General features: G+C 53.3%; 15 protein-coding genes and 1 pseudogene. 5 read left to right on the plus strand and 11 right to left on the minus strand.

What is annotated here, in order from left to right; genetic code table 11:
• The first annotated feature begins 237 nt into the window (after positions 1 to 237).
• Positions 238 to 2385, plus strand: coding sequence for an alpha-amylase family glycosyl hydrolase (locus FRY98_RS04860; RefSeq protein ID WP_148450590.1), 2148 nt, complete (start codon positions 238 to 240; stop codon positions 2383 to 2385).
• A gap of 137 nt (positions 2386 to 2522) precedes the next feature.
• Positions 2523 to 3235: pseudogene (locus FRY98_RS04865) on the plus strand (aldo/keto reductase); the annotation flags it as partial.
• A 107-nt stretch (positions 3236 to 3342) separates the two neighbouring features.
• Here the strand turns inward: FRY98_RS04865 and FRY98_RS04870 are convergent.
• Complete coding sequence (locus tag FRY98_RS04870) at positions 3343 to 5238, minus strand: PrkA family serine protein kinase (RefSeq protein ID WP_148450591.1); 1896 nt, start codon at positions 5236 to 5238, stop codon at positions 3343 to 3345.
• Between the two features lie 183 nt (positions 5239 to 5421).
• Here FRY98_RS04870 and FRY98_RS04875 point away from each other — a divergent pair, with 183 nt between their 5' ends.
• Positions 5422 to 6204 (plus strand): DUF2161 family putative PD-(D/E)XK-type phosphodiesterase, encoded by a 783-nt coding sequence (locus FRY98_RS04875; RefSeq protein ID WP_148450592.1) that lies wholly within the window; start codon positions 5422 to 5424, stop codon positions 6202 to 6204.
• Here the strand turns inward: FRY98_RS04875 and FRY98_RS04880 are convergent.
• Complete coding sequence (locus FRY98_RS04880) at positions 6201 to 6719, minus strand: hypothetical protein (RefSeq protein ID WP_148450593.1); 519 nt, start codon at positions 6717 to 6719, stop codon at positions 6201 to 6203. The genes FRY98_RS04875 and FRY98_RS04880 overlap by 4 nt on opposite strands.
• A gap of 202 nt (positions 6720 to 6921) precedes the next feature.
• Between FRY98_RS04880 and FRY98_RS04885 the strand changes: the two genes are divergently transcribed.
• Together FRY98_RS04885 and FRY98_RS04890 are read left to right on the plus strand one after the other, a co-directional pair.
• On the plus strand, positions 6922 to 7326 hold the full coding sequence (locus FRY98_RS04885; protein ID WP_148450594.1) for a hypothetical protein: 405 nt from the start codon (positions 6922 to 6924) through the stop codon (positions 7324 to 7326).
• Positions 7323 to 8390 (plus strand): phosphodiester glycosidase family protein, encoded by a 1068-nt coding sequence (locus FRY98_RS04890; protein WP_148450595.1) that lies wholly within the window; start codon positions 7323 to 7325, stop codon positions 8388 to 8390. The genes FRY98_RS04885 and FRY98_RS04890 overlap by 4 nt, the downstream gene beginning before the upstream one ends.
• A 318-nt stretch (positions 8391 to 8708) precedes the next feature.
• Here the strand turns inward: FRY98_RS04890 and FRY98_RS04895 are convergent, their stop codons facing one another.
• The 9 genes from FRY98_RS04895 to FRY98_RS04935 form a co-directional block, all read right to left on the minus strand.
• Positions 8709 to 8954 (minus strand): AbrB/MazE/SpoVT family DNA-binding domain-containing protein, encoded by a 246-nt coding sequence (locus tag FRY98_RS04895; RefSeq protein WP_148450596.1) that lies wholly within the window; start codon positions 8952 to 8954, stop codon positions 8709 to 8711.
• 99 nt (positions 8955 to 9053) lie between these two features.
• On the minus strand, positions 9054 to 9614 hold the full coding sequence (locus tag FRY98_RS04900) for a maltose acetyltransferase domain-containing protein (RefSeq protein WP_148451188.1): 561 nt from the start codon (positions 9612 to 9614) through the stop codon (positions 9054 to 9056).
• Positions 9615 to 9665: 51 nt separating this feature from the next.
• The gene (gene trmL, locus FRY98_RS04905) at positions 9666 to 10130 is read right to left on the minus strand and encodes a tRNA (uridine(34)/cytosine(34)/5-carboxymethylaminomethyluridine(34)-2'-O)-methyltransferase TrmL (RefSeq protein ID WP_148450597.1); all 465 of its coding nucleotides are present in this window, start codon (positions 10128 to 10130) and stop codon (positions 9666 to 9668) included.
• A 730-nt stretch (positions 10131 to 10860) separates the two neighbouring features.
• Positions 10861 to 11949 (minus strand): 3-phosphoserine/phosphohydroxythreonine transaminase, encoded by a 1089-nt coding sequence (gene serC / locus FRY98_RS04910; protein WP_148450598.1) that lies wholly within the window; start codon positions 11947 to 11949, stop codon positions 10861 to 10863.
• A gap of 158 nt (positions 11950 to 12107) precedes the next feature.
• Positions 12108 to 12992 (minus strand): hypothetical protein, encoded by an 885-nt coding sequence (locus FRY98_RS04915; protein WP_148450599.1) that lies wholly within the window; start codon positions 12990 to 12992, stop codon positions 12108 to 12110.
• Between the two features lie 103 nt (positions 12993 to 13095).
• Positions 13096 to 15819, minus strand: coding sequence for a GH36-type glycosyl hydrolase domain-containing protein (locus tag FRY98_RS04920; protein ID WP_148450600.1), 2724 nt, complete (start codon positions 15817 to 15819; stop codon positions 13096 to 13098).
• Between the two features lie 104 nt (positions 15820 to 15923).
• Positions 15924 to 16760, minus strand: coding sequence for a carbohydrate ABC transporter permease (locus FRY98_RS04925; protein ID WP_148450601.1), 837 nt, complete (start codon positions 16758 to 16760; stop codon positions 15924 to 15926).
• A 2-nt stretch (positions 16761 to 16762) separates the two neighbouring features.
• Positions 16763 to 17656 carry a carbohydrate ABC transporter permease gene (locus FRY98_RS04930; protein ID WP_148450602.1) on the minus strand — a complete coding sequence of 298 codons (894 nt, stop codon included), beginning with the start codon at positions 17654 to 17656 and terminating at the stop codon, positions 16763 to 16765.
• 93 nt (positions 17657 to 17749) lie between these two features.
• Positions 17750 to 19114 (minus strand): ABC transporter substrate-binding protein, encoded by a 1365-nt coding sequence (locus FRY98_RS04935; RefSeq protein ID WP_148450603.1) that lies wholly within the window; start codon positions 19112 to 19114, stop codon positions 17750 to 17752.
• Between the last annotated feature and the right edge of the window lie 303 nt (positions 19115 to 19417).

Raw genomic sequence — 19417 nt, forward strand, 5'->3', positions numbered from 1 at the left:
ATTCCAATTCAGGTATTGACTTACATAAAGTGAGAATGTTATTTTCTTGGTGAGGAAACCGGTTTCTTCGTTTTTAAGTATCTTCCGTGGAAATTCAGCTGTATTATGATTTCATTCAAGTTGGAAGCGTTTTATTTTCAACCCCTTCCAGTCTTTACGTTAAGGCGCATTCGATTCAAGCCAGGCCAGATTTCGAAGAAACTCAATCTTGCATGTCTGAAAGGAGAAGTCGGACAAATGAACAAGCGAACCAAACTATTGACGGCACTCTCTCTATCCCTGAGCATGGCGCTGGGGACCTCATTACCTGCATGGGCTTCATCGGATACAAGCGTTGAGAACAAGCTGAATTACAGCACCGACGTGGTTTACCAAATCGTGACCGACCGGTTTATGGACGGTAATCCTGCCAACAATCCAGCTGGAGGAGCCTCGAGCGGCGACAAATCCAATTTGAAACTGTATTTTGGAGGGGACTGGCAGGGAATTATCGACAAAATCAATGACGGCTATTTGACCGGAATGGGGATTACCGCTTTATGGATTTCCCAACCTGTGGAGAACATTACCGCGGTCATCGATTACTCCGGAACAAAAAATACATCCTACCACGGTTATTGGCCGCGCGACTTCAAGCGCACCAATGAGGCTTTCGGCAATTTTACCGATTTTGAGAATCTGATTCGGACGGCGCACGAGAACAACATCAAGGTCATTATTGACTTTGCCCCCAACCACACCAGCCCGGCCTCTTCGACCGACGCCAACTTTGCCGAGAACGGCGCCTTGTATGATAACGGAAAATTGCTCGGCACCTACATGAAGGATACCAACCAGCTTTTCCATCATCATGGCGGCACGGATTTTTCCACGATTGAAGACGGCATTTATCGCAACCTTTATGACCTTGCGGACATTAATCACAACAACAATCTGATCGACACCTATTTCAAAGACGCGATCCAGCTCTGGCTGGACATGGGGGTTGACGGCATCCGTTTCGACGCCGTGAAACATATGCCGTTTGGCTGGCAAAAAAGCTATGTCTCCTCCATTTACAGCAGCAAACACCCGGTGTTCACCTTCGGCGAGTGGTTCCTGGGCGCCGACGAAACCAGCACGGACAACATCCGCTTTGCCAATGAAAGCGGCATGCATCTGCTGGATTTCGCTTATGCGCAGCAAGTGCGCGAAGTGTTGCGGGATAAGTCCGAAACGATGAAGGACCTCAACGCGGTTATCGAGGATACGGCGGCGGTTTATCAATTCGACAATAACCTGGTCACCTTTATCGACAACCACGATATGGACCGTTTCCAGGTTTCCGGCGCCAGCAAGCGTCCTACCGAACAAGCATTGGCGCTGACGCTGACCTCCCGTGGCGTTCCGGCCATCTACTACGGAACGGAGCAGTATGCGACAGGAAATGGCGATCCGAATAACCGGGGCATGATGCCTTCGTTCGACACTTCCACGACGGCCTACAAGCTCATTCAGACATTGGCGCCGCTGCGCAAATCAAACCCGGCCATCGCCTACGGAACGACTCAGGAACGCTGGGTGAATGAGGATGTCTATATTTTTGAGCGGAAGTTCGGGAACAACACCGCCGTCGTTGCCCTCAATCGCAGCGAATCCAAATCCTATCCGATCTCGAAATTACTGACCTCGCTGCCTGCCGGTACTTACTCGGATGAATTGAACGGCCTGCTTAACGGCAATTCGATCACCGTGGACGGCAGCGGTACCGTAACCCCCTTCACGCTGGCGGCCGGCGGAACCGCAGTTTGGCAGCATACCGCTGCGGAAACCGCGCCGATCATCGGCAATGTCGGTCCGACCATGGGCAAGGCGGGAAATACGGTAACGATTGACGGCCGGGGCTTCGGGAACGACAAAGGTGAGGTTAACTTCGGCACCGTGGCGGCCACCGGTTCGGATATTTTGAGCTGGGAGGATACCCAAATCCGAGCGATCATTCCCGCTACCGCATCCCCCGGCGAGACCGACGTGACCGTGAACACCGCTGCGGGTGCGACAAGTGAGCCGTTCCACAATTTCAATATATTGACGGCCGAGCAAGTCACGGTACGCTTCCTGGTGAACAATGCGACAACCAGCCTGGGAGAGAACGTCTACCTCGTCGGAAATGTGGCCGAGCTTGGGGCCTGGGACGAGAAACAGGTAATCGGTCCGATGTATAACCAGGTCATAGCCAAATACCCGACATGGTACTACGATGTCAGCGTACCAGCCGGAGCGAAGTTGGAGTTTAAGTTTGTAAAAACAAACGGCAAAACCCTTACTTGGGAAGGCGGCAACAACCATACTTACACCGCTCCTTCCAACGGGACTGGAACCGTGACGGTAAACTGGCAGAATTAACTCGTTGTCGCAACGGATTTGGTGCTTCCCGGCCGAGCTTGGTATAATAGCTTTGTCTAATCCATGAATTTGCTTCATCATGAAGGTTGCACAGGTAACGGGAGGATGACTCGTGAAAATGAATGTGAAAGCGATACCAATCCAAATGCGGCATCCGCTTCGCGGAAGGGACGAGCCCGCATCGGTTCGATTTTTCCGAGCGGCATATTTTAAACAGTGTGGACGGCATTTTGGAGCGGCTCGGCACGGAATACCTCGATATTCTGCTGCTGCATCGGCCCGACGCTTTGGTGGAGCCGGAAGAAGTGGCCAGCGCGATCCATCGGTTGAAGGCCTCGGGAAAAGTCCGGCATTTCGGTGTATCGAACATGAGCCAGGGGCAGATCAAACTGCTGCAGGCCTACTGCGAGGAACCGTTCATCGTCAACCAGCTCGAAATGAGTCTGCATAAGTACGGCTTCCTGGAGGTCGGCACGCATGTCAATCAGGAGGAGGCCAAAAACAACGTGTTCCCGGAGGGCACTTTGGAGTTCTGCCGCCTGGAAAATATTCAGCTTCAATCCTGGGGGCCATTGCCCAGGGATTGTATTCGGGACGCTCGCTCGAAGGACAGAGCGAGAGCGTCGTCAAGACGGCGGAGCTTGTCCGCAAGCTTGCCGACGAAAAGGGCACGACCACGGAAGCCATCGTGCTGGCTTGGCTGATGACCCATCCGGCCGGCATTCAGCCCGTCATCGGAACGATCAATCCCGACCGGATCCGCGCCTGCCGCGACGCTATGGAGCTTCGCCTCACCCGGGAGGAATGGTATTCCCTTTATATCGGCACGCGCGGCCGAAATTTGCCGTAACCACGCCTCCAAAGAAAGAGCAGCCATTTCCTCAACGGATCGGCTGCTCTTCTCTTTTATTGGACTTCTCTTCAAGGCGCGATACAGATGACTGTACCTTAATTACCTTACCGGTTCAGCAAACTTCCCACATACCGGAGCAGTTCATTCGCGCAAACCGGGCAGTACCCGTGTTCGTCGATCAGCCTCTTGCTGACTTCATTAATGCGCTTCAGTTGATTTTCATCCGGCGTTTTCGTGGAGGTCGTTATTTTCACGATATCTTTCAGGTCGGCGAACAGCTTCTTCTCGATCGCCTCGCGCAGACGGTCGTGGTGAAGATATTCAAATTTCCGGCCCTTGCGGGAGTAGGCCGAGATCCGGATCAAAATCTCCTCGCGGAACGCTTTTTTGGCGTTTTCGGAAATCCCGATTTGCTCTTCGATCGACCGCATCAGCCGCTCGTCGGGGTCCATCTCCTCGTCCGTCAAGGGGTCGCGGATTTTCGTCCAATTGCAAAAAGCCTCGATATTGTCCAAGTAGTTCTCGAACAGCGTTTTGGCCGATTCTTCGAACGAATACACAAACGCCTTCTGCACTTCCTTCTTGGCCAGTTCATCATATTCCCTGCGGGCGATCCCGATAAAATTGAGATACCGCTCCCGTTCTTCTTTTGTGATGGAAGCATGCTGGTCCAGACCGTCCTTGATCGCCCGCAAAATATCGAGCGCGCCCATGCAGTGCAAATCCTGTTTGATCAGCGCGCTGGAGATCCGGTTGATAACATACCGCGGGTCGACTCCGGACATCCCTTCCTCCAGATACTCGTTCTGGAGCTCCTTTAAGTCGGCGTCTTTATAGCCCTCCACTTCTTCACCGTCGTAGAGCCGCATCTTTTTCACCAGGTCTACACCCTGTTTTTTCGTCTCCTTCAGCCGGGTGAGAATAGAAAAAATAGCCGCGGAACGCAAAGCGTGCGGGGCGATGTGGACATGGTTCATGTCGCTCTGACCGATCAGTTTGGCGTAGATTTTCTCCTCCTGGGACACTTTGAGATTGTAGGGGATCGGCATCACGATCATCCGGGATTGGAGAGCTTCGTTCTTTTTATTGGCGATAAAGGCCTTGTACTCGGATTCGTTCGTGTGAGCTATGATCATCTCATCCGCGCTGATGAGCGCAAACCGGCCCGCTTTAAAATTCCCTTCCTGCGTTAAAGACAACAGGTTCCACAAAAACTTCTCATCGCATTTCAGCATCTCCTGAAATTCCATGAGCCCCCGGTTGGCTTTATTGAGTTCCCCGTCAAACCGGTATGCGCGGGGGTCGGACTCGGAGCCGTACTCCGTAATCGTCGAGAAATCGATGCTTCCCGTCAAATCGGCAATGTCCTGGGACTTCGGATCGGACGGGCTGAACGTGCCGATGCCGATACGTCCGTCTTCGGACAAAAGCACCCGTTCCACGGCCACTTTTTCAATATCGCCGTCATATTCCGTTTTCAGCCTCATTTGGCATACGGGGCAAAGATTGCCTTCGATGCGCACGCCGAGCTCCTTCTCCACTTCGGACCGCAGGTCGTGCGGGACCAGGTGAAGCGGATCCTCGTGCATCGGGCAGCCGGAAATGGCGTACACCGCCCCTTTGTCCGTCCGCGAAAACTTTTCAAGCCCCCGTTTTAGCAGCGTAACCAGCGTGGATTTGCCGCCGCTGACCGGACCCATGAGCAGCAATATCCGCTTGCGGACATCCAGCCGCCTTGCGGCGGAATGAAAGTACTCTTCCACCAGCTTCTCAATGGCACGGTCCAGGCCGAAAATTTCCTGCTCAAAAAATTTATACCGCTTCCGGCCGTTCACTTCCTCCACGCCGTAAGACTCGATCATTTCATATACCCGGGCATGGGCCGTCATGGCAGGCGCAGGATCTTTGGCGAGCAGCTCGATATATTGTTTGAATGTGCCGTTCCAAGCCAGCGAATCGCTTTCCGCCCGGTATGCCGCTATACGTTCAAAAATATCCATGTTCGGTACCTCCTGTCCCCTAGCTCTACACCGTTGCCGGCGCGGCAGTCCATCACCGCGATTTTTGGAAAAAGTGTATTACATACCTATGCGAAAAGGGCGGATAAGTTGACCTGCGGGTATGATATAATTTTCGGATAGGATAAGATCAATCGCTTAAAAATGTGGAAAAGGAAGATCCCGATGGCTGTTCAGCATGAGACGGAATTATACCCGCCTTTGAAAAAGTTTTTTGAGGAGCGGGGATACAGCATCAAAAGCGAGGTGCGGCACTGCGATCTGGTGGGGATTCGGCCGGGGAGCGACCAGCCGCTCATCGTGGAGATGAAAAAGACCTTCAACCTCCCCCTGCTGCTGCAGGGTCTGGAGCGCCAAAAGCTGAGCGCCGAGGTTTACCTGGCCGTCGAACGCAACCGGACGAAGCGCGGCGCCCATAATCAGCGCTGGAGCGAAATCACGCTGCTGTGCCGGCGGCTCGGGCTCGGGCTGATCACCGTGACGCATTACAAGACCAAGGCGCCGTTCGTGGAAATCCTCTGCTCGCCGGGCGACAAGGTGATCGTGCCGTCGGCCAAGATCATCAAGACGCGGGCCAGCCGGCTCATCACCGAATTCAACGAGCGCAGCGGCGATTACAACGTCGGCGGCAGCCACGGCACGAAGCTCGTCACCGCCTACCGCGAGAGAGCGCTGCGCGTGGCCCTCGCCCTCCTGGAGGGCGGCGAGTTGGCGCCGCGCGAGGTCCGCGAGCGCAGCGGCGTCGGCAGCGCCGCGGCCATCCTGCAGCGGAACTACTACGGGTGGTTCCGCCGCATCGCGCGCGGCCGCTACGCCTTGACGCCGGAAGGCCGCGAGGGCCTGGCCCTGTACAGCGGCGTCACGGATGGCTGGGCGCGAGTTGCGAGCGCGGCGGAGGCGGAGGAACCGTCCCCCGCGGAGCCGCCGGACCGCCCGAGCGCAAATTAACCGCCGCCCGAGCGCGCGGTAAACTCCGCGAGGGCGGCCGCGATCCGGGACAAGCCCTCCCGGATCCGCTCCGGCGGCTGCGCGGCGAGGTCGAGCGCGATGGCTTCGCGGCCCTCCTCCGCCGCCTCCGCCGCCTCTGCCTTAGCCGCCCCGCCCCACGCCGCATTGCCAGCCTGCCGAAAGGCAACTCCTTTCGGCAGGCTGGCTTTCAGCAGCGCTTCGGCCGGCAGCCCTGGCGGCAGCAGCAGGATCAGCCGCTCGCCGAAGCCGAAGGGCGGAGAAACCCGGCCTCCCCCTGCTCCAACTCCTTCTCCTCCCGACTCGCCCTCTCTGCCCGTTCCATTCTCCGTACCAAAGATATTGTGAATCTCCAATACCTCTCCTTCGCCGACAGTCCCTTTCTCGCCTAGAAATGAAATGAAATCCTGCCCGTCGATGTATCTTTGGGCCTCTTCCTTCAAAAGCGGAGGCAGCTTCTTGACGAGCCGGTCCAGCTCCGTTTTTCCTTCCGTCATCCTGGGTTCCGCTCCTTTTCAAATCAGTCTCTTGAAGCGATTTTACAGGAGGACAAATTTTTCCGGCAATGACCCGAAATGCGGTTGCGGCGGCAGCGGAATTCGACCGAAATCGATATTCGTTCGAATTCTAGCGATTTTTGCGATAATAGAAACCCCATGATAGAATGTAGTCTGGAAATAAGAACACCGAGGTGATCACATGTCTTACGACACGGAGCTCGCGACCGGACCAAACCGCAGCAGGAAAACCCGCAAGCCGTCCGCGAAAGGGATTGTCCTGATCTGGATTCTGCTCATTGGAGCGGGAGGGGCCTCCGCTTATGTATACAGCAATCATCTGAAGGACGCTATGGTCCGGCAGATGGATGCCCGCATCCAGGCCAAGACGGCGGAGCTCAAAGCCGATTATTCCGCTCAACTGTCCGCCCTGAATACCGAAATCGCCACGCTGCAGAGCAAGGTGCAGACGTTTAATGAACTGCTGGAATTCACGAAGGACAATACGACGAACAAGACGGACAACAGCAACAAGCTTTACACGCAATTGAACGAAGTCAAAAAACAGCTCGCCGAGCTGCAAAAGAAGATGGATTTGCTGAAATGATTACACCGATTAAACGAATCAACCGTTTTTTTCTGCTTGCGACGGGTCCGTTGATCGGTCTTTTGATCGCCATGTTCGTCAGCGGCTCCGCCCTGAGTTGGCAAGAGGAGAAGGTCCCGTTCGCACCAGCTTCCGACATTCCCCGGGTAACCGGCGAAATCGGCAAGAAGCTGGACGAGGCCGAAAGCGCGGCAAGACTTACGTCTTCTTCGCTCAAGAAGACCGCCGAGCTTTACCGGAAAACGACGTCCACCATGTCGTCCATCGTCAATACGGCCCAAACTTCAGCCAAACGGCCGGAACAGATCTACAACCGGAGAATCACGTTGAAGCTGGGGACTCCCTTCCAGACGATTCAGAGCGACAAAATCCGGATCGAGCTGTATAAGGTCAACCCCGGAACTTACAAGGGCTACGCGATGAAGGTCAAGCTGAAATCGCCGGACGCCATGAAGATGACGCTGGGCAAGGACATCCTCGGCGGGGCGGAAACGACGCTCAAAGCCGCACAGCGCCACGGGGCAGTCGCCGGGATCAACGCCGGCGGATTCGCCGATTCCCAAGGGAAACGCTATCCGCTCAGCACGACCGTAGTGGAAGGCAAATATGTAACCGGCTTTGAACCTTCCTATAAAGACCTGTTCTTCGTCGGTTTGAACCGTTCGGGCAAGCTGATCGGCGGGAAGTTCCGGAACAAAGCGGACCTGGACCGGCTGCAGCCCTCCTTCGGCGCATCCTTTGTGCCGGTGCTGCTGAATAACGGAGTAAAGACAACCATTCCGTCAAAATGGCTGACCTCTCCGCTGCGCGCTCCCCGAACCATTATCGGGAACTACAAGGACGATCAATTGATTATCCTCGTCATCGACGGACGCGACGAGAACGGAAGTTCCGGAGCGACGCTGACCGAGCTGCAAAATAAACTGCTAAACATGGGCGTCCAAGACGCCTATAACCTGGATGGAGGCGGCTCCTCCTCCCTCGTGGTCAACGGGGAGGTCATCAACCACCCGTCGGATGGACAGCTTCGTCCCGTGCCTACGCACTTTTTATTTTTCAAATAAAGCAACCTCTCTCTTGTCAATGAAATAAATCATATTAAGATTTATTTTTGCGCAAGGGACGGGTATAATGTAAGCAGGAATTATCCGTGACATGGAGGTGTTCACCTTGACTTTCTCGCTGACATTCTGGATTATCACACTCGTGTTTGCCATGTTCCTGTGCGGCATCCTGACCGCGTCTTACAACGACGACAAAACAAAAGGCCTGTAAATAAATGAGCTTCCCCTCCGGGAGGCTTATTTATTTGCAGGCCTAGAGTTGACCGACGCTAAACCGAAGGTACTTGCGTCCCGGCGGTCGCGCCGGCGCCCGTCGGGCTAGGTCAATCGGTTCATTTCAATCAGACATTGGTTGCAAATGCAACGCTCTCTGAAATCGCTCACTTGTTCCATAGAACCGCAGAACACGCATTTGGGGCGATATCTTTCGAGGATAATATGATCGCCCTGCACCAAAATCTCGACAGGGTCCCCTTCATTCATTTGATATCTCTTTCGCAACGATTTGGGCAGAACGATTCTTCCCAGCTGATCCACTTTTCGGACCACACCAGCAGGTTTCATAAAACGTACACCTCTCCTGAAAAAAATAATATGTAAAAATAGAACCAAATACCTATGCCTATTTATTTCGCTATTTTTTTCAGGATTCCTGCTGTTCTCCTACATCTCGACGTATTTTATTATTTTGGCTGGATTTCCGCCGACTACCGCGCCGTCGGGAACATCCTTCGTTACGACCGCTCCGGCGGCGATAACGACATTATTTCCGATCGTTACCCCCGGAACGATCACCGCCCGGCCGCCGATCCAAACGTTGTCGCCGATCGTCACGGGCTTGCCGAATTCCGCTCCCGAATTGCGTTCCGCCGGATTCAGCGGATGGGCGGCCGTGTAAATATGCACGCCGGGCGCCATAAAACAATAGTCCCCGATACGCACTTCGCAAATATCGAGAATGACGCAATCGAAATTGGCGAAGAAGTTATTTCCTACATGGATGTTTGATCCGTAGTCGCAGCGAAATGTAGGTTCGATATAAATATGCTCTCCTGTGGAACCGAACAGTTCCTTGAGGATGGCGGTCCGCTTCTCCCGCTCCTCCTCCGTCGTGTGGTTATACAGGCGCGTCAATTGACGGGCTCTCTGTCTATCCGCCGTAAGCTCCGCGTCGCTCGCATCATACCACTCTCCGGCAAGCATCTTTTCTTTTTCCGTTTTCAATTGAGGCATGCTGATTCCTTCTTCCTATGGTTTATGCTTGTGACTCTCCACCTATTCCATTCCGGGAAAATCAAGCTGCCGCAGCGCTTCATATACGATGATCGCCGCCGAATTGGACAGATTGAGCGATCTGACCTTATCCGTCATCGGCATCCGCATCAATGTGTCCGGATGAGCCTCCAGAATTTCCGGGGGCAGGCCTTTCGTCTCCTTGCCGAACACGAAAAAATCGCCGTCCTGAAACTTGAAATCCGTGTAGCGTTTCCGGGCCTTCGTCGTCGCAAAGAAAAACCGGCTGCCGCTGTACTTCTCCTCTACCTCGCGGAAAGAATCATGGTACTCGATATTCACCGCATACCAGTAATCCAAACCCGCCCGCTTCAACGTAGCGTCATCGGTCCGAAAACCGAGCGGTCGCACCAGATGAAGATGGATGCCCGTTGCCGCGCAAGTTCTTGCAATGTTTCCGGTGTTGGCCGGAATTTCCGGTTCCACCAGCACGATATGCAAAGCCATTTTGTCAAACACCTCGAGTCGTTTTTTTTCGCCGTCCGGCCGAGCCGTACGGAATAGCTATCTAAATATTATACCAGTTTTTCGATTTCTCTGTCCCGCAGCGACACCACAAATCATACCCACCGTCAAACGGGTGGTTTGCTCTTAGGCTATAAGACTTTATTACCGGCTCGCGTCTAAAAGCGCTAGCTTTCACTTCGTTCAAGGTACTATGCGCCGTTGCCGCTTTTGCCTCCCCCTGAAGGGGTGCGATTATTGCTAGTACCCCTTTAGACAACCTTGATAACATAAAATTCCTGCATATGTGCATGTTTTTTCTTGTTCGGGACCCAAAATTTCAAAATCCCTGCAAATCTGCAGGAATTTTCGACGAAACCGGCTCGTTTCTCTAAAGTCGCTGGAAATGCCTGCAGATTTGCATCTTTTTTCGCATTCTCTCGGGAATCGGCTTAAATACCTGCAGATTTGCATCTTTATTGGAGTTGGAAGCTTGGAAGCACACTAGGCGCCCTTTGTAGGTGACATATCACTTCCATTAACCATTAAGCCACCTTTTCCTTTCATTACACATTGTAGCTTGAACACTCCTATGATAACGAACCATCAGTTGTTTTTTTGTTTCGCACGCTTCGCGAGTTCAACTGGCTAAAGCCACAAATAAAAAACAGCGGACAGAGGGTTCCTCTGCCGCCGTTTCTTGGTTCGTATATTGGGTACGAGCCCGTGGTCCTTAGCCGTTCGCCTTCTGGAACTCGCCCATGAAGTCTACCAGCGCCTTCACGCTGTCATAAGGTACTGCGTTATAGATGGAAGCACGAAGTCCGCCTACGCTGCGATGGCCCTTGAGCCCGACGAAACCTTCTTGCTCCGATTGCTTGATAAACTGTTTCTCAAGCTCTTCGGAAGTGAGGCGGAAGGTGACGTTCATCAGCGAGCGGTCCGACGCCTTCGCCGCGCCGCGATAGAAACCGCCGCTGTTGTCGATCGCCTGGTACAGCAGGTTCGCCTTCTCCCGGTTCTTCGCTTCGATCCCTTCCAAGGCCCCTTGCTCCTCGATCCACTTCAGTACTTCGTTCACCATATAAATCCCGAAGGATGGCGGTGTATTGTAAAGAGAGTTGTTCTCCGCATGCGTATCATAGCGGAAATAGCTCGGTAAATGAGCCGGCGAATTTTGCAGCAGTTCTTCTCTGGCGATGACTACCGTGACGCCGGAAGGTCCCAGATTCTTCTGGGCGCCCGCATAGATGAGTCCGAATTGCGTCAAGTCAAACGGGCGGCATAAAATGTCGCTGGACATGTCCGCCACAAGCGGTACGCTGCCGGTATCCGGGAAGCTTTGGAACTGGGTGCCTTCGATCGTTTCGTTCGAGGTCACATGCAGGTAAGCCGTGTTCTCGGGGAGCACCAGGTTGCCCAGATCCGGTATGGACATATACTTGTCCTCCTCGGAAGAAGCGGCCACGAACGTTTCACCGATCAGCTTGGCCTCTTTGATCGCCTTATTCGCCCAGCTGCCCGTTTTGACGTAACCGGCTTTCTTGCCTTCGGTCAGCAGGTTCATCGGGAGCATCGCGAATTGGGTCGTCGCCCCGCCTTGCAGGAACAGCACTTTATACCCTCCCGGGTTCCCCAGCAGGTTCAACAGGCGGCTGGCCGCTTCGTTATGAACCTCCTCGTACACTTTACCGCGGTGGGACATCTCCATAATGGACATTCCCGTCCCCTTAAAATCGACGAATTCCGCCTGGGCGCGTTCCAGTACGGCCAGCGGCAGCGCTGCCGGTCCGGCATTGAAGTTGTAAGCTCTCTTGCTCATTACTCCCCATCCTTTCTCTTCCATCTCTAGTCAGGTTCGAAGTTTGATAAGGACTATCATAGCAACTATTCTTTTTTCCAGCAAGCTGATATTTCGTCAAAATCCACAGTTTACAGAATTGACACATTAACGCTTTATTTGACAAAAGAAAAGTAGGCTCATTTTACAAAAAATTCGTAGCTCCGTGCCCACCGCTTCTCTTCTCCCGGCGCCAACTCGATCTTGATGAATATTTCGGGCGAAACGACGTGCCCTTCCCCCCATACCGCCGCCTTCGAAACGGGGAATTGGCTGAGTTCCCTGACGCCCGCGCCGCTCGGCTCATGAAGAAGCTCCCAGATCCAGGGATACTGTCCGCCATCGAAGCCGGGGAGGCGGAAATAAAACGGCACGGTCGGCCGGTCCGCAAAACGGACTTCCCCCCGATTGAAGCTCAAGCCTGACAGCGTCTTTTCCTCGTCCGCCGTTGGGGATAATTCAAACGGGAAACGCAGCACGTAATCCGTTCCGATGAAATGATCGTCGATGCCAAGGAAGTTGTGGCAGTACTCCTCGGTCGACAATTCCTTTATCCCCGTATTCCGCAGATGATATTCCACCTCAAGCCGGTTTCCGGCAACGGAAATCCGTTTGGATAAGCTGGCGGCAAAGCCGTTGCAATCCTCGGGGAAGCTGTGGAAGGTCAGACTGGCTTCATTTTCACGGACAACGCTTACCTTAAAGGGGTGTATCGGATACTCCCGGAAGAACTCGTACTTTCGATCATCAAGCCGGGTCAGCAATCCGACCCCCAGTTTGGGGAAATGCCCGCCCGGACCGATATCGTCATAGCCCAGGGCGGTTTCGATTCCGAACTCGTTGCATAATCCGGCGCCTCCGGTTCCCTGTCCGGGAATCAGACTTTCCGGAACGCAGAAGGTATGATTTCCGTCGAGCAGGATAATCCCCGTTATAAAACCGGTCCAATCAAAACGTGAACCGCGATACATCCCCGGTTCGGCAATTTCGACGCTTAAATGTTCATTCTTTAGTTGATATGCCATAGAGGTCATGCATCCCTTCATATAAATAGAAAACCCTGGCTTAAGAGATTAAGCGGCAGGGTTTTCTTTCTTCAAGTACGATTCGGATTCCGACAGCCGCGGATTAGCCCAACAGAACTTCGAGCTGATGAACCCCGTCCTTCGGCAGAGCTTCCAGTACCGAGCGGCTGATCAGGCACCCGTTCCCGCTCAGATCGCACGCCGCCGGTTGTCCGTTCAACGTCACGCCCTTGATGCGGTAGCCGCCGAAGTCGGCGCCTTCCGGGTTGCTGTAAACAATACGGAACATCCGGTCCGCAAACAGCGTCTCCACCGATGCTTTGCCGTCCTGGTCGAACTGCGGCTTCACCAGCTTCGGCTCGAGCATCAGATCGCCGTACACCCCTTTTACGCCGAATACTTCCGTCAATTGGGTCAGCAGCAGCCAGCTCGCCGAACCCGTCAAGTATGGGTACATGCCGCGGCCTTTCTCGTTAATGTATTCCGGAATTCCCGGGTACATCCGGCTCTTCCCGAAATCGACGGACAAGCGGTAAATGGAGTCCAAAACTTCGAAGCCTTCTTTCACAAAGCCTCGTTTATACAACGCGTTGGCGTACATCACGGTCATATGGCTGAACATCGCGCCGTTTTCTTTGTGACCGAACGCAAACCCGAACGCGCGGCCCAAATCCTGTTGAATTCCGCCAAAGCGGGAATTCAGCCGGTAGCCGATCCGCTCGTCTTTCAAGTATCGATCGACGGCTGCGGTTATTTTGCCGACCTGCTCCTCGGTCGCGACGCCGCCCATAATGCTGAAGACTTGGCCGGTAAGCGTCATGCGGACCCCTTGCGGATGATCGCCTTCCACCCGTTCGGCGTGATCGTTGTAATATCCGTTGAACCATTCGTAGCCTTCCTGGCTCTTAATCCATTCGTTTTTGCGCAGGTGCCCGATCATCCACTCGGCTTTGCGCTTTAAGTCCTCGGCCGCTTGCTCAAGATCCAGCTTCACCTTCACGCCGGAAACGGTCGGTACGATCGCATCGTAATAACGGCCCAGCAGGGCGCGTTTATCCGCAATGCTGTCGTAGGAGACCGGCGCCGTGAGGGTATCGAACAGGACCGCCATTTCCTCGGCGACTTCCAGCGACGCCAGACCTTTCTTCTCCCGCAGGGCAAGCAGCAGATTGGAGAGCTCCAGCAGGTTGCTCGCATAAAAAGCGGTAAACGCAACGCTTTCGCCGCGGTTCGGCGCGAGATCCAGGCCGTCGTTCCAATCCGCTCCTTCAAGCAGGATGTTGCCGTTCTCGCCGACATGGAAGAAAGTCGTCATATTTTGCAGCAAAATATGCTCCAGGATGGAGCCCTCGTAGACCTTTCCTTCCTTGGTCAACAGCTTGTTGCCTTGCTCCGGAGTCCAGTTCAGGTCCCGGTCCTTGCACCGCTTCACGAATACGTCCCGGAAATAGGTCTGCGGCTGCAGGAGCAGCTCCAGGTCGCCGCTTTGATGGATATACAGCAGCGTCGTCAGAAGCGGCCATGCGCCATGGTCCATCCAGACGCGCGGGATGTTGTTGCGGTCGGCGACGAATTCACCGGGTTTCGTTCCGATGATGGTCGCGTTGCTTCCGTCGATCCGTACGCCCGCATAGTTGTTAAGCAGCAGATGTCTTACTTCCGCCGGCTCCATGACCATCAGCGCCAGGCAATCCTGCCACAAATCCCGCCAGCCGCGTCCGCCCCGGCCATAATCGTGGTATGGCAGGAAGGAGTTGCCGTAGAGACGGCGCAAAATCGGCTGCAGCGTGACCCATTTCATCCACAAGTCCTGCTCGGTATCGCCGGAATGGAAGGACACGGTGTCGAGCTTCTCTTGCCAGTAACGCTGATTGTCCGCGAGGAGACTGTCAAACCGGGCCGCGGACAAATAACGCTCCGCGATTTGCTGCGGGCGGGTCCGATCGTCCGTAATCAGCATAGCTACGATATAAGAAGCGGATTGTCCCGCTTCCAGTTGAATCGGGGCAAAACGAAGAGCGCCGATCGCTTCGTAGCCTTCCAGGGACGCGCCGGCTTGTACGGACGGTTCCAGATTGGCCACCACCGCTTCCGGCCAATCCAAGGCTCCGCCTTCTCCGGCGAACACTTCGGTTTCCGGAAAGAACCCGACGGGAGCTTCCCCCGCAGCACCGGATCCGAACACGCTGTAAGTCACCTTATTCACCCGGTGTCCGCGCTCATCGAAGGACAGCGCAGGCTGAACCTCGATCCCGTGATCCGAGGTGAACACCCGGTGAAGCAGGGATGTCACATGACGATGGTCGCGAAGATCGTCGGCCGAACGCCCGTAGATCGGTACCGCCGCTGTCGGCGTCAGTCGAAGCACGCTCTTGCCCGTATTCGTCAGCGTCACTTTCATAAGCTCGATTTTATCTTCCGTAACCGGGACAAAATTGACCGTTTCCGCACGCAGCCCCGTTTCCGCATTCTCGCGGATCACTTTATGCCAGAGGAACCCGGCTTCCACCGCGCTGTTTTCTTTGCCGTTCGAGAACAGCTCGGCATTTTGTTTCGCCGAATTGCCGCTGACCGACCAAGCCCCGGCACCTTCGATATGAACCCAGAAATTCCGTGATGCCTTGGAATTGTGGAGATCCATCACCGAAACCGGTTCCATCAGAAATGTATTATGGCTTGACGTCATTTCTCCATGCAGGTTTGGCGTGATCGCGGACATCATGCCCGCTTCGTTTACCAGAGGAAAATATAAAAAACTGCTCTTTTCCGGCTGCTCCAACCGGAACTCGCCGTTCTTGCCAAGAAACTTCCAACTTTCGTATGTCATCTTCCCTTTCTCCCTCTCTCTTTATTTTTCTCTAGTCAAAATCCTGTAAATTGGCATAAATGAATCCCGCTCCCCGAAGGTACACGGGATTCCTTATGAGTTGTTTAGGACTTCACGGCACCCGCAAGAGCACCGTCAACGAGGTATTTTTGAATGAACGTATAAAGAAGGATCAGCGGAGCGGCTACGATCGAAATGCCGCAGGCCAGAAGCGGCCAGTTGTTGCCGTATTGCCCCTTAAACTCCTTCAGGCCGAAGGTGATCGGATAGTTCGCCTTACTCGGAAGGTACATAATCGGTCCGACGAAGTCGTTCCAAATCCCGATCGCCGTCAAGATAACGCCCGTCGCGATGACCGGCTTCATGAGCGGCATGATCATTTGGAACAAATAGCGAAAATAACCCGATCCATCGATCCCCGCGGCTTCGTCCAGCTCCCGGCTGATCGCCTTGATATATCCGACGAACATCATAAATACGACGCCGGTTCCCGAGGTTTTCAGGATAATATAGCCAAGCTTCGTATCATAACCGAAGAAACTCAGGCTCTCCCGCAGCGAAAGCATCAGCTTGTACTGGGCGACCATCGGATTCGGCAGGAACTGCGAGAGCAGGAAGAACAGATAGATAAACCCGCTCCATTTCACATAACCGCGCGCAACCGGGAAGGCGCCCATGACGGAGACGATGATCGTCAGAACGGTCGCGATCCCTGTGTAGAGCACACTGTTCAGGAAGTAATTGGCGAAGTTGCCTTCCGTCCAAGCGGTGACGTAGTTTTCCCATTGAGCTTCTTTTACGATCCCGATCGGATTCATCAAGTACTCGGGATACGATTTGATGGATACGTTCAGCACCAAAATCAAAGGAACCACATAGAGGACCAAAAGAACGGCGATGACGGCATATGAGAGAATCGTAAACGATTTGGAATTTTTCATAATTAATATTCCACCTCTCTCTTACGCGTCTGTTTGACAGCCACGATGACGAACACCAGGATAATCAGGAACTGCACGACGGACAAGGCCGAAGGCAAGCCCATCTCCAGGCTTCCGCGGAACGTTTCTTTATACACGTCATAGGCCATCGTTCTGGTGTTGAATTTACCGTCGGTCGTAGCCAGGATAATATCGAAGGTCGACATCGCGCCGATAATCGAAAGCAGCATATTCACGGTGAAGGACGGAGCGATCAACGGGAACGTGATATGGCGGAAAGCCTGCCATTTGTTGGTTCCGTCGATGTGTCCCGCTTCATACAAGTCTTTCGGCACGGATTGCAGCCCCGCCAGGAAGATCAGCATGGAATAGCCCATGTACATCCAGATTTGTACGAAGATGATGTAACCGAACGCATGCGTAAAGCTGGCAAAAAACATATCTTTATAGCCGAACAGCTTGTCGTACAGCATGTTGACCGGTCCGCTCATCGGATCGAACATCATGCTCCAGATCAGAGCGACAACGGCCACCCCCAGGACGACCGGGAGGAAAAAGACGGCTCGGTAGAAGTAATCCCCGCGTAGCCGTTGGTTAATCAGTACGGCGACAAACAAGGCGACCCCGTTCTGAACGATCGTCACGACAAACATGAAGATTAATGTATTTAAAATGGAGCGCCAGCGTTCTCCAGAGTTTCCGGAGTAGAATAAATCATGATAGTTGTCCAGGCCTACAAAATTCATGGAGCTTCCCGGAACATTTTTCACGTCCGTAAAGGAGTAAATAACGGTCATGACGGAAGGTCCGAAATAGAAAATCAGATACAAAGCCATAGGAATCAGAAGCAATAAATAAGGTAAATATCGCGAAAAGCCTTTGCCAAATGGATACATCTCTCTCACCTCGCAGGTCCAAATCAAATAATGATCGGGGTCTGCCTACGCAGACCCCGAGGGCAGTATGGTCTTTATAATTTTCTCTCTACATTATTTTGGAGCTGCTGCTTCCCATTCTTTTTGTTGTACGTCAGCCAGTTCTTTAGCGGTCTTGAATTGTCCGCCCGGTGCCAGGTATTCCGTGTGGACACCTTCGGCAGCCAAATGTTCGCCCACGTTTTCGCGGTTGATCATCATGATTTCATAAGCCAATTCAAAGTCGCCGAGGTAAGGAGTCAGCTCTTTGTCGATGAACTCGCTGTCCGTAGAGATGTTGTCCTGGGTAGGAATGAACCCTGCAGCTTTGACGAATGTCGTGTAGTTCTCAGGCTCGGAGAAGAACTCCAGCCATTTGAGCGCGCCCTCTTTGTTCGGGCCTTTCTCCGCGGCATACCAGGTCACATCGTACTTCCCTACGAACGAAGCGTTTTTCGCGGCGTCTTCAGTAGCCGGAAGCGGGAAGTATCCGAATTTCAGTTCCGGGTTCGCTGTCGCAATCGTCGGAGCGTCCCACGATCCGTCAGCCAGCATCGCCGTTTTACCAGCCGCGAAGATGGAAGGAACGGAAGCGTAGTCGATACCCATGAATCCGTCGATCATGTAGTTGTCTTGAATCGTTTTTGCTTTTTCCAGCACTTCGATCGCTTCAGCGTCGTTAAACGCGGTTTCGCCTTTCCAAACGCCTTCGATCCATTTTTGCTGGTTGCCGCCGCCCAGAATTTTCGACTGAAGCGCGAATACCGGCAGCTTCAACGGCCATACGTCTTTACCTGCAACCGCGATCGGCGTGATGCCTTTTGCTTTCAAATCATCGTTAAGTTTGATGAATTCGGACCAGGTTTTAGGCACGCTCAGTCCGTTTTCTTCAAAAATTTGCTTGTTGTAGAACAAACCGGACATCGCCACTTTACCGGTAGGAATCGCGTACACTTTGCCGTTGTATGTACCGGCTTTTTCAATGTCGTTGGCGTTCCAGTTTTTCACGAACGGCTGGTCGGACAGATCCGCGATCAGGCCCGCGTCGATCCATTGCTGCCAGTCCGGCGTTTTCGCTCCGGGAGTCCATTCTTGAGGCGAAAGTCTCATCCCCGAAAGGTCGGCCAAAATATCTACGTCGTTAGCCGTAATCCGCGCTCTTTGCGCTTGTTTATATTCGTCGTCCGGACCGGTGGTCGTGTATTCCACTTTATACTCCGGATACTTTTCTTCGAATTTCTTGTTGATTTCTTCCATTGCCTTGTTGATGTTCTCTTGTTTCCAATGGAGAATCTTGATCACTTTCTTCTCCCCGGTTGCGGCATTGCCACCGCTTTCACCCGCCGGCGCCGCGTTGCCGCCTTTGTTGCCGCCGCCGCAAGCCGCGAGGCTAAGCGTAAGAGCACCCGCAAGTACCAAGGCTGAAATTCTCTTGACCATGTTGTTACCCCCTAATAATGGTAAATAGTTCGACGGGCCACGTTTTCGAAAAGATCTTTCGCTAAATTTTCGTAAATTTCGCTCTATCGAAGCGAATTCTTCGTTATCTTTCCGAAAGCGGTTTCGTCAAAACACATTATTACATCAAAACCGAAGTTTGTAAAGAGGATTTTTTCGCCGCTTTAAACAATAGGATTCCGCTTTCGATATTAGGAGACGGATGCTCTAATTCCGCAATAATCCTACATAAAATGCTGTTTTTTCACCCCCTTCTGTCCGACATTTTTCATTGACTTGATGAAG

Origin of the sequence: Paenibacillus faecis (assembly GCF_008084145.1) — a bacterium.
Lineage (GTDB): Bacteria > Bacillota > Bacilli > Paenibacillales > Paenibacillaceae > Fontibacillus > Fontibacillus faecis.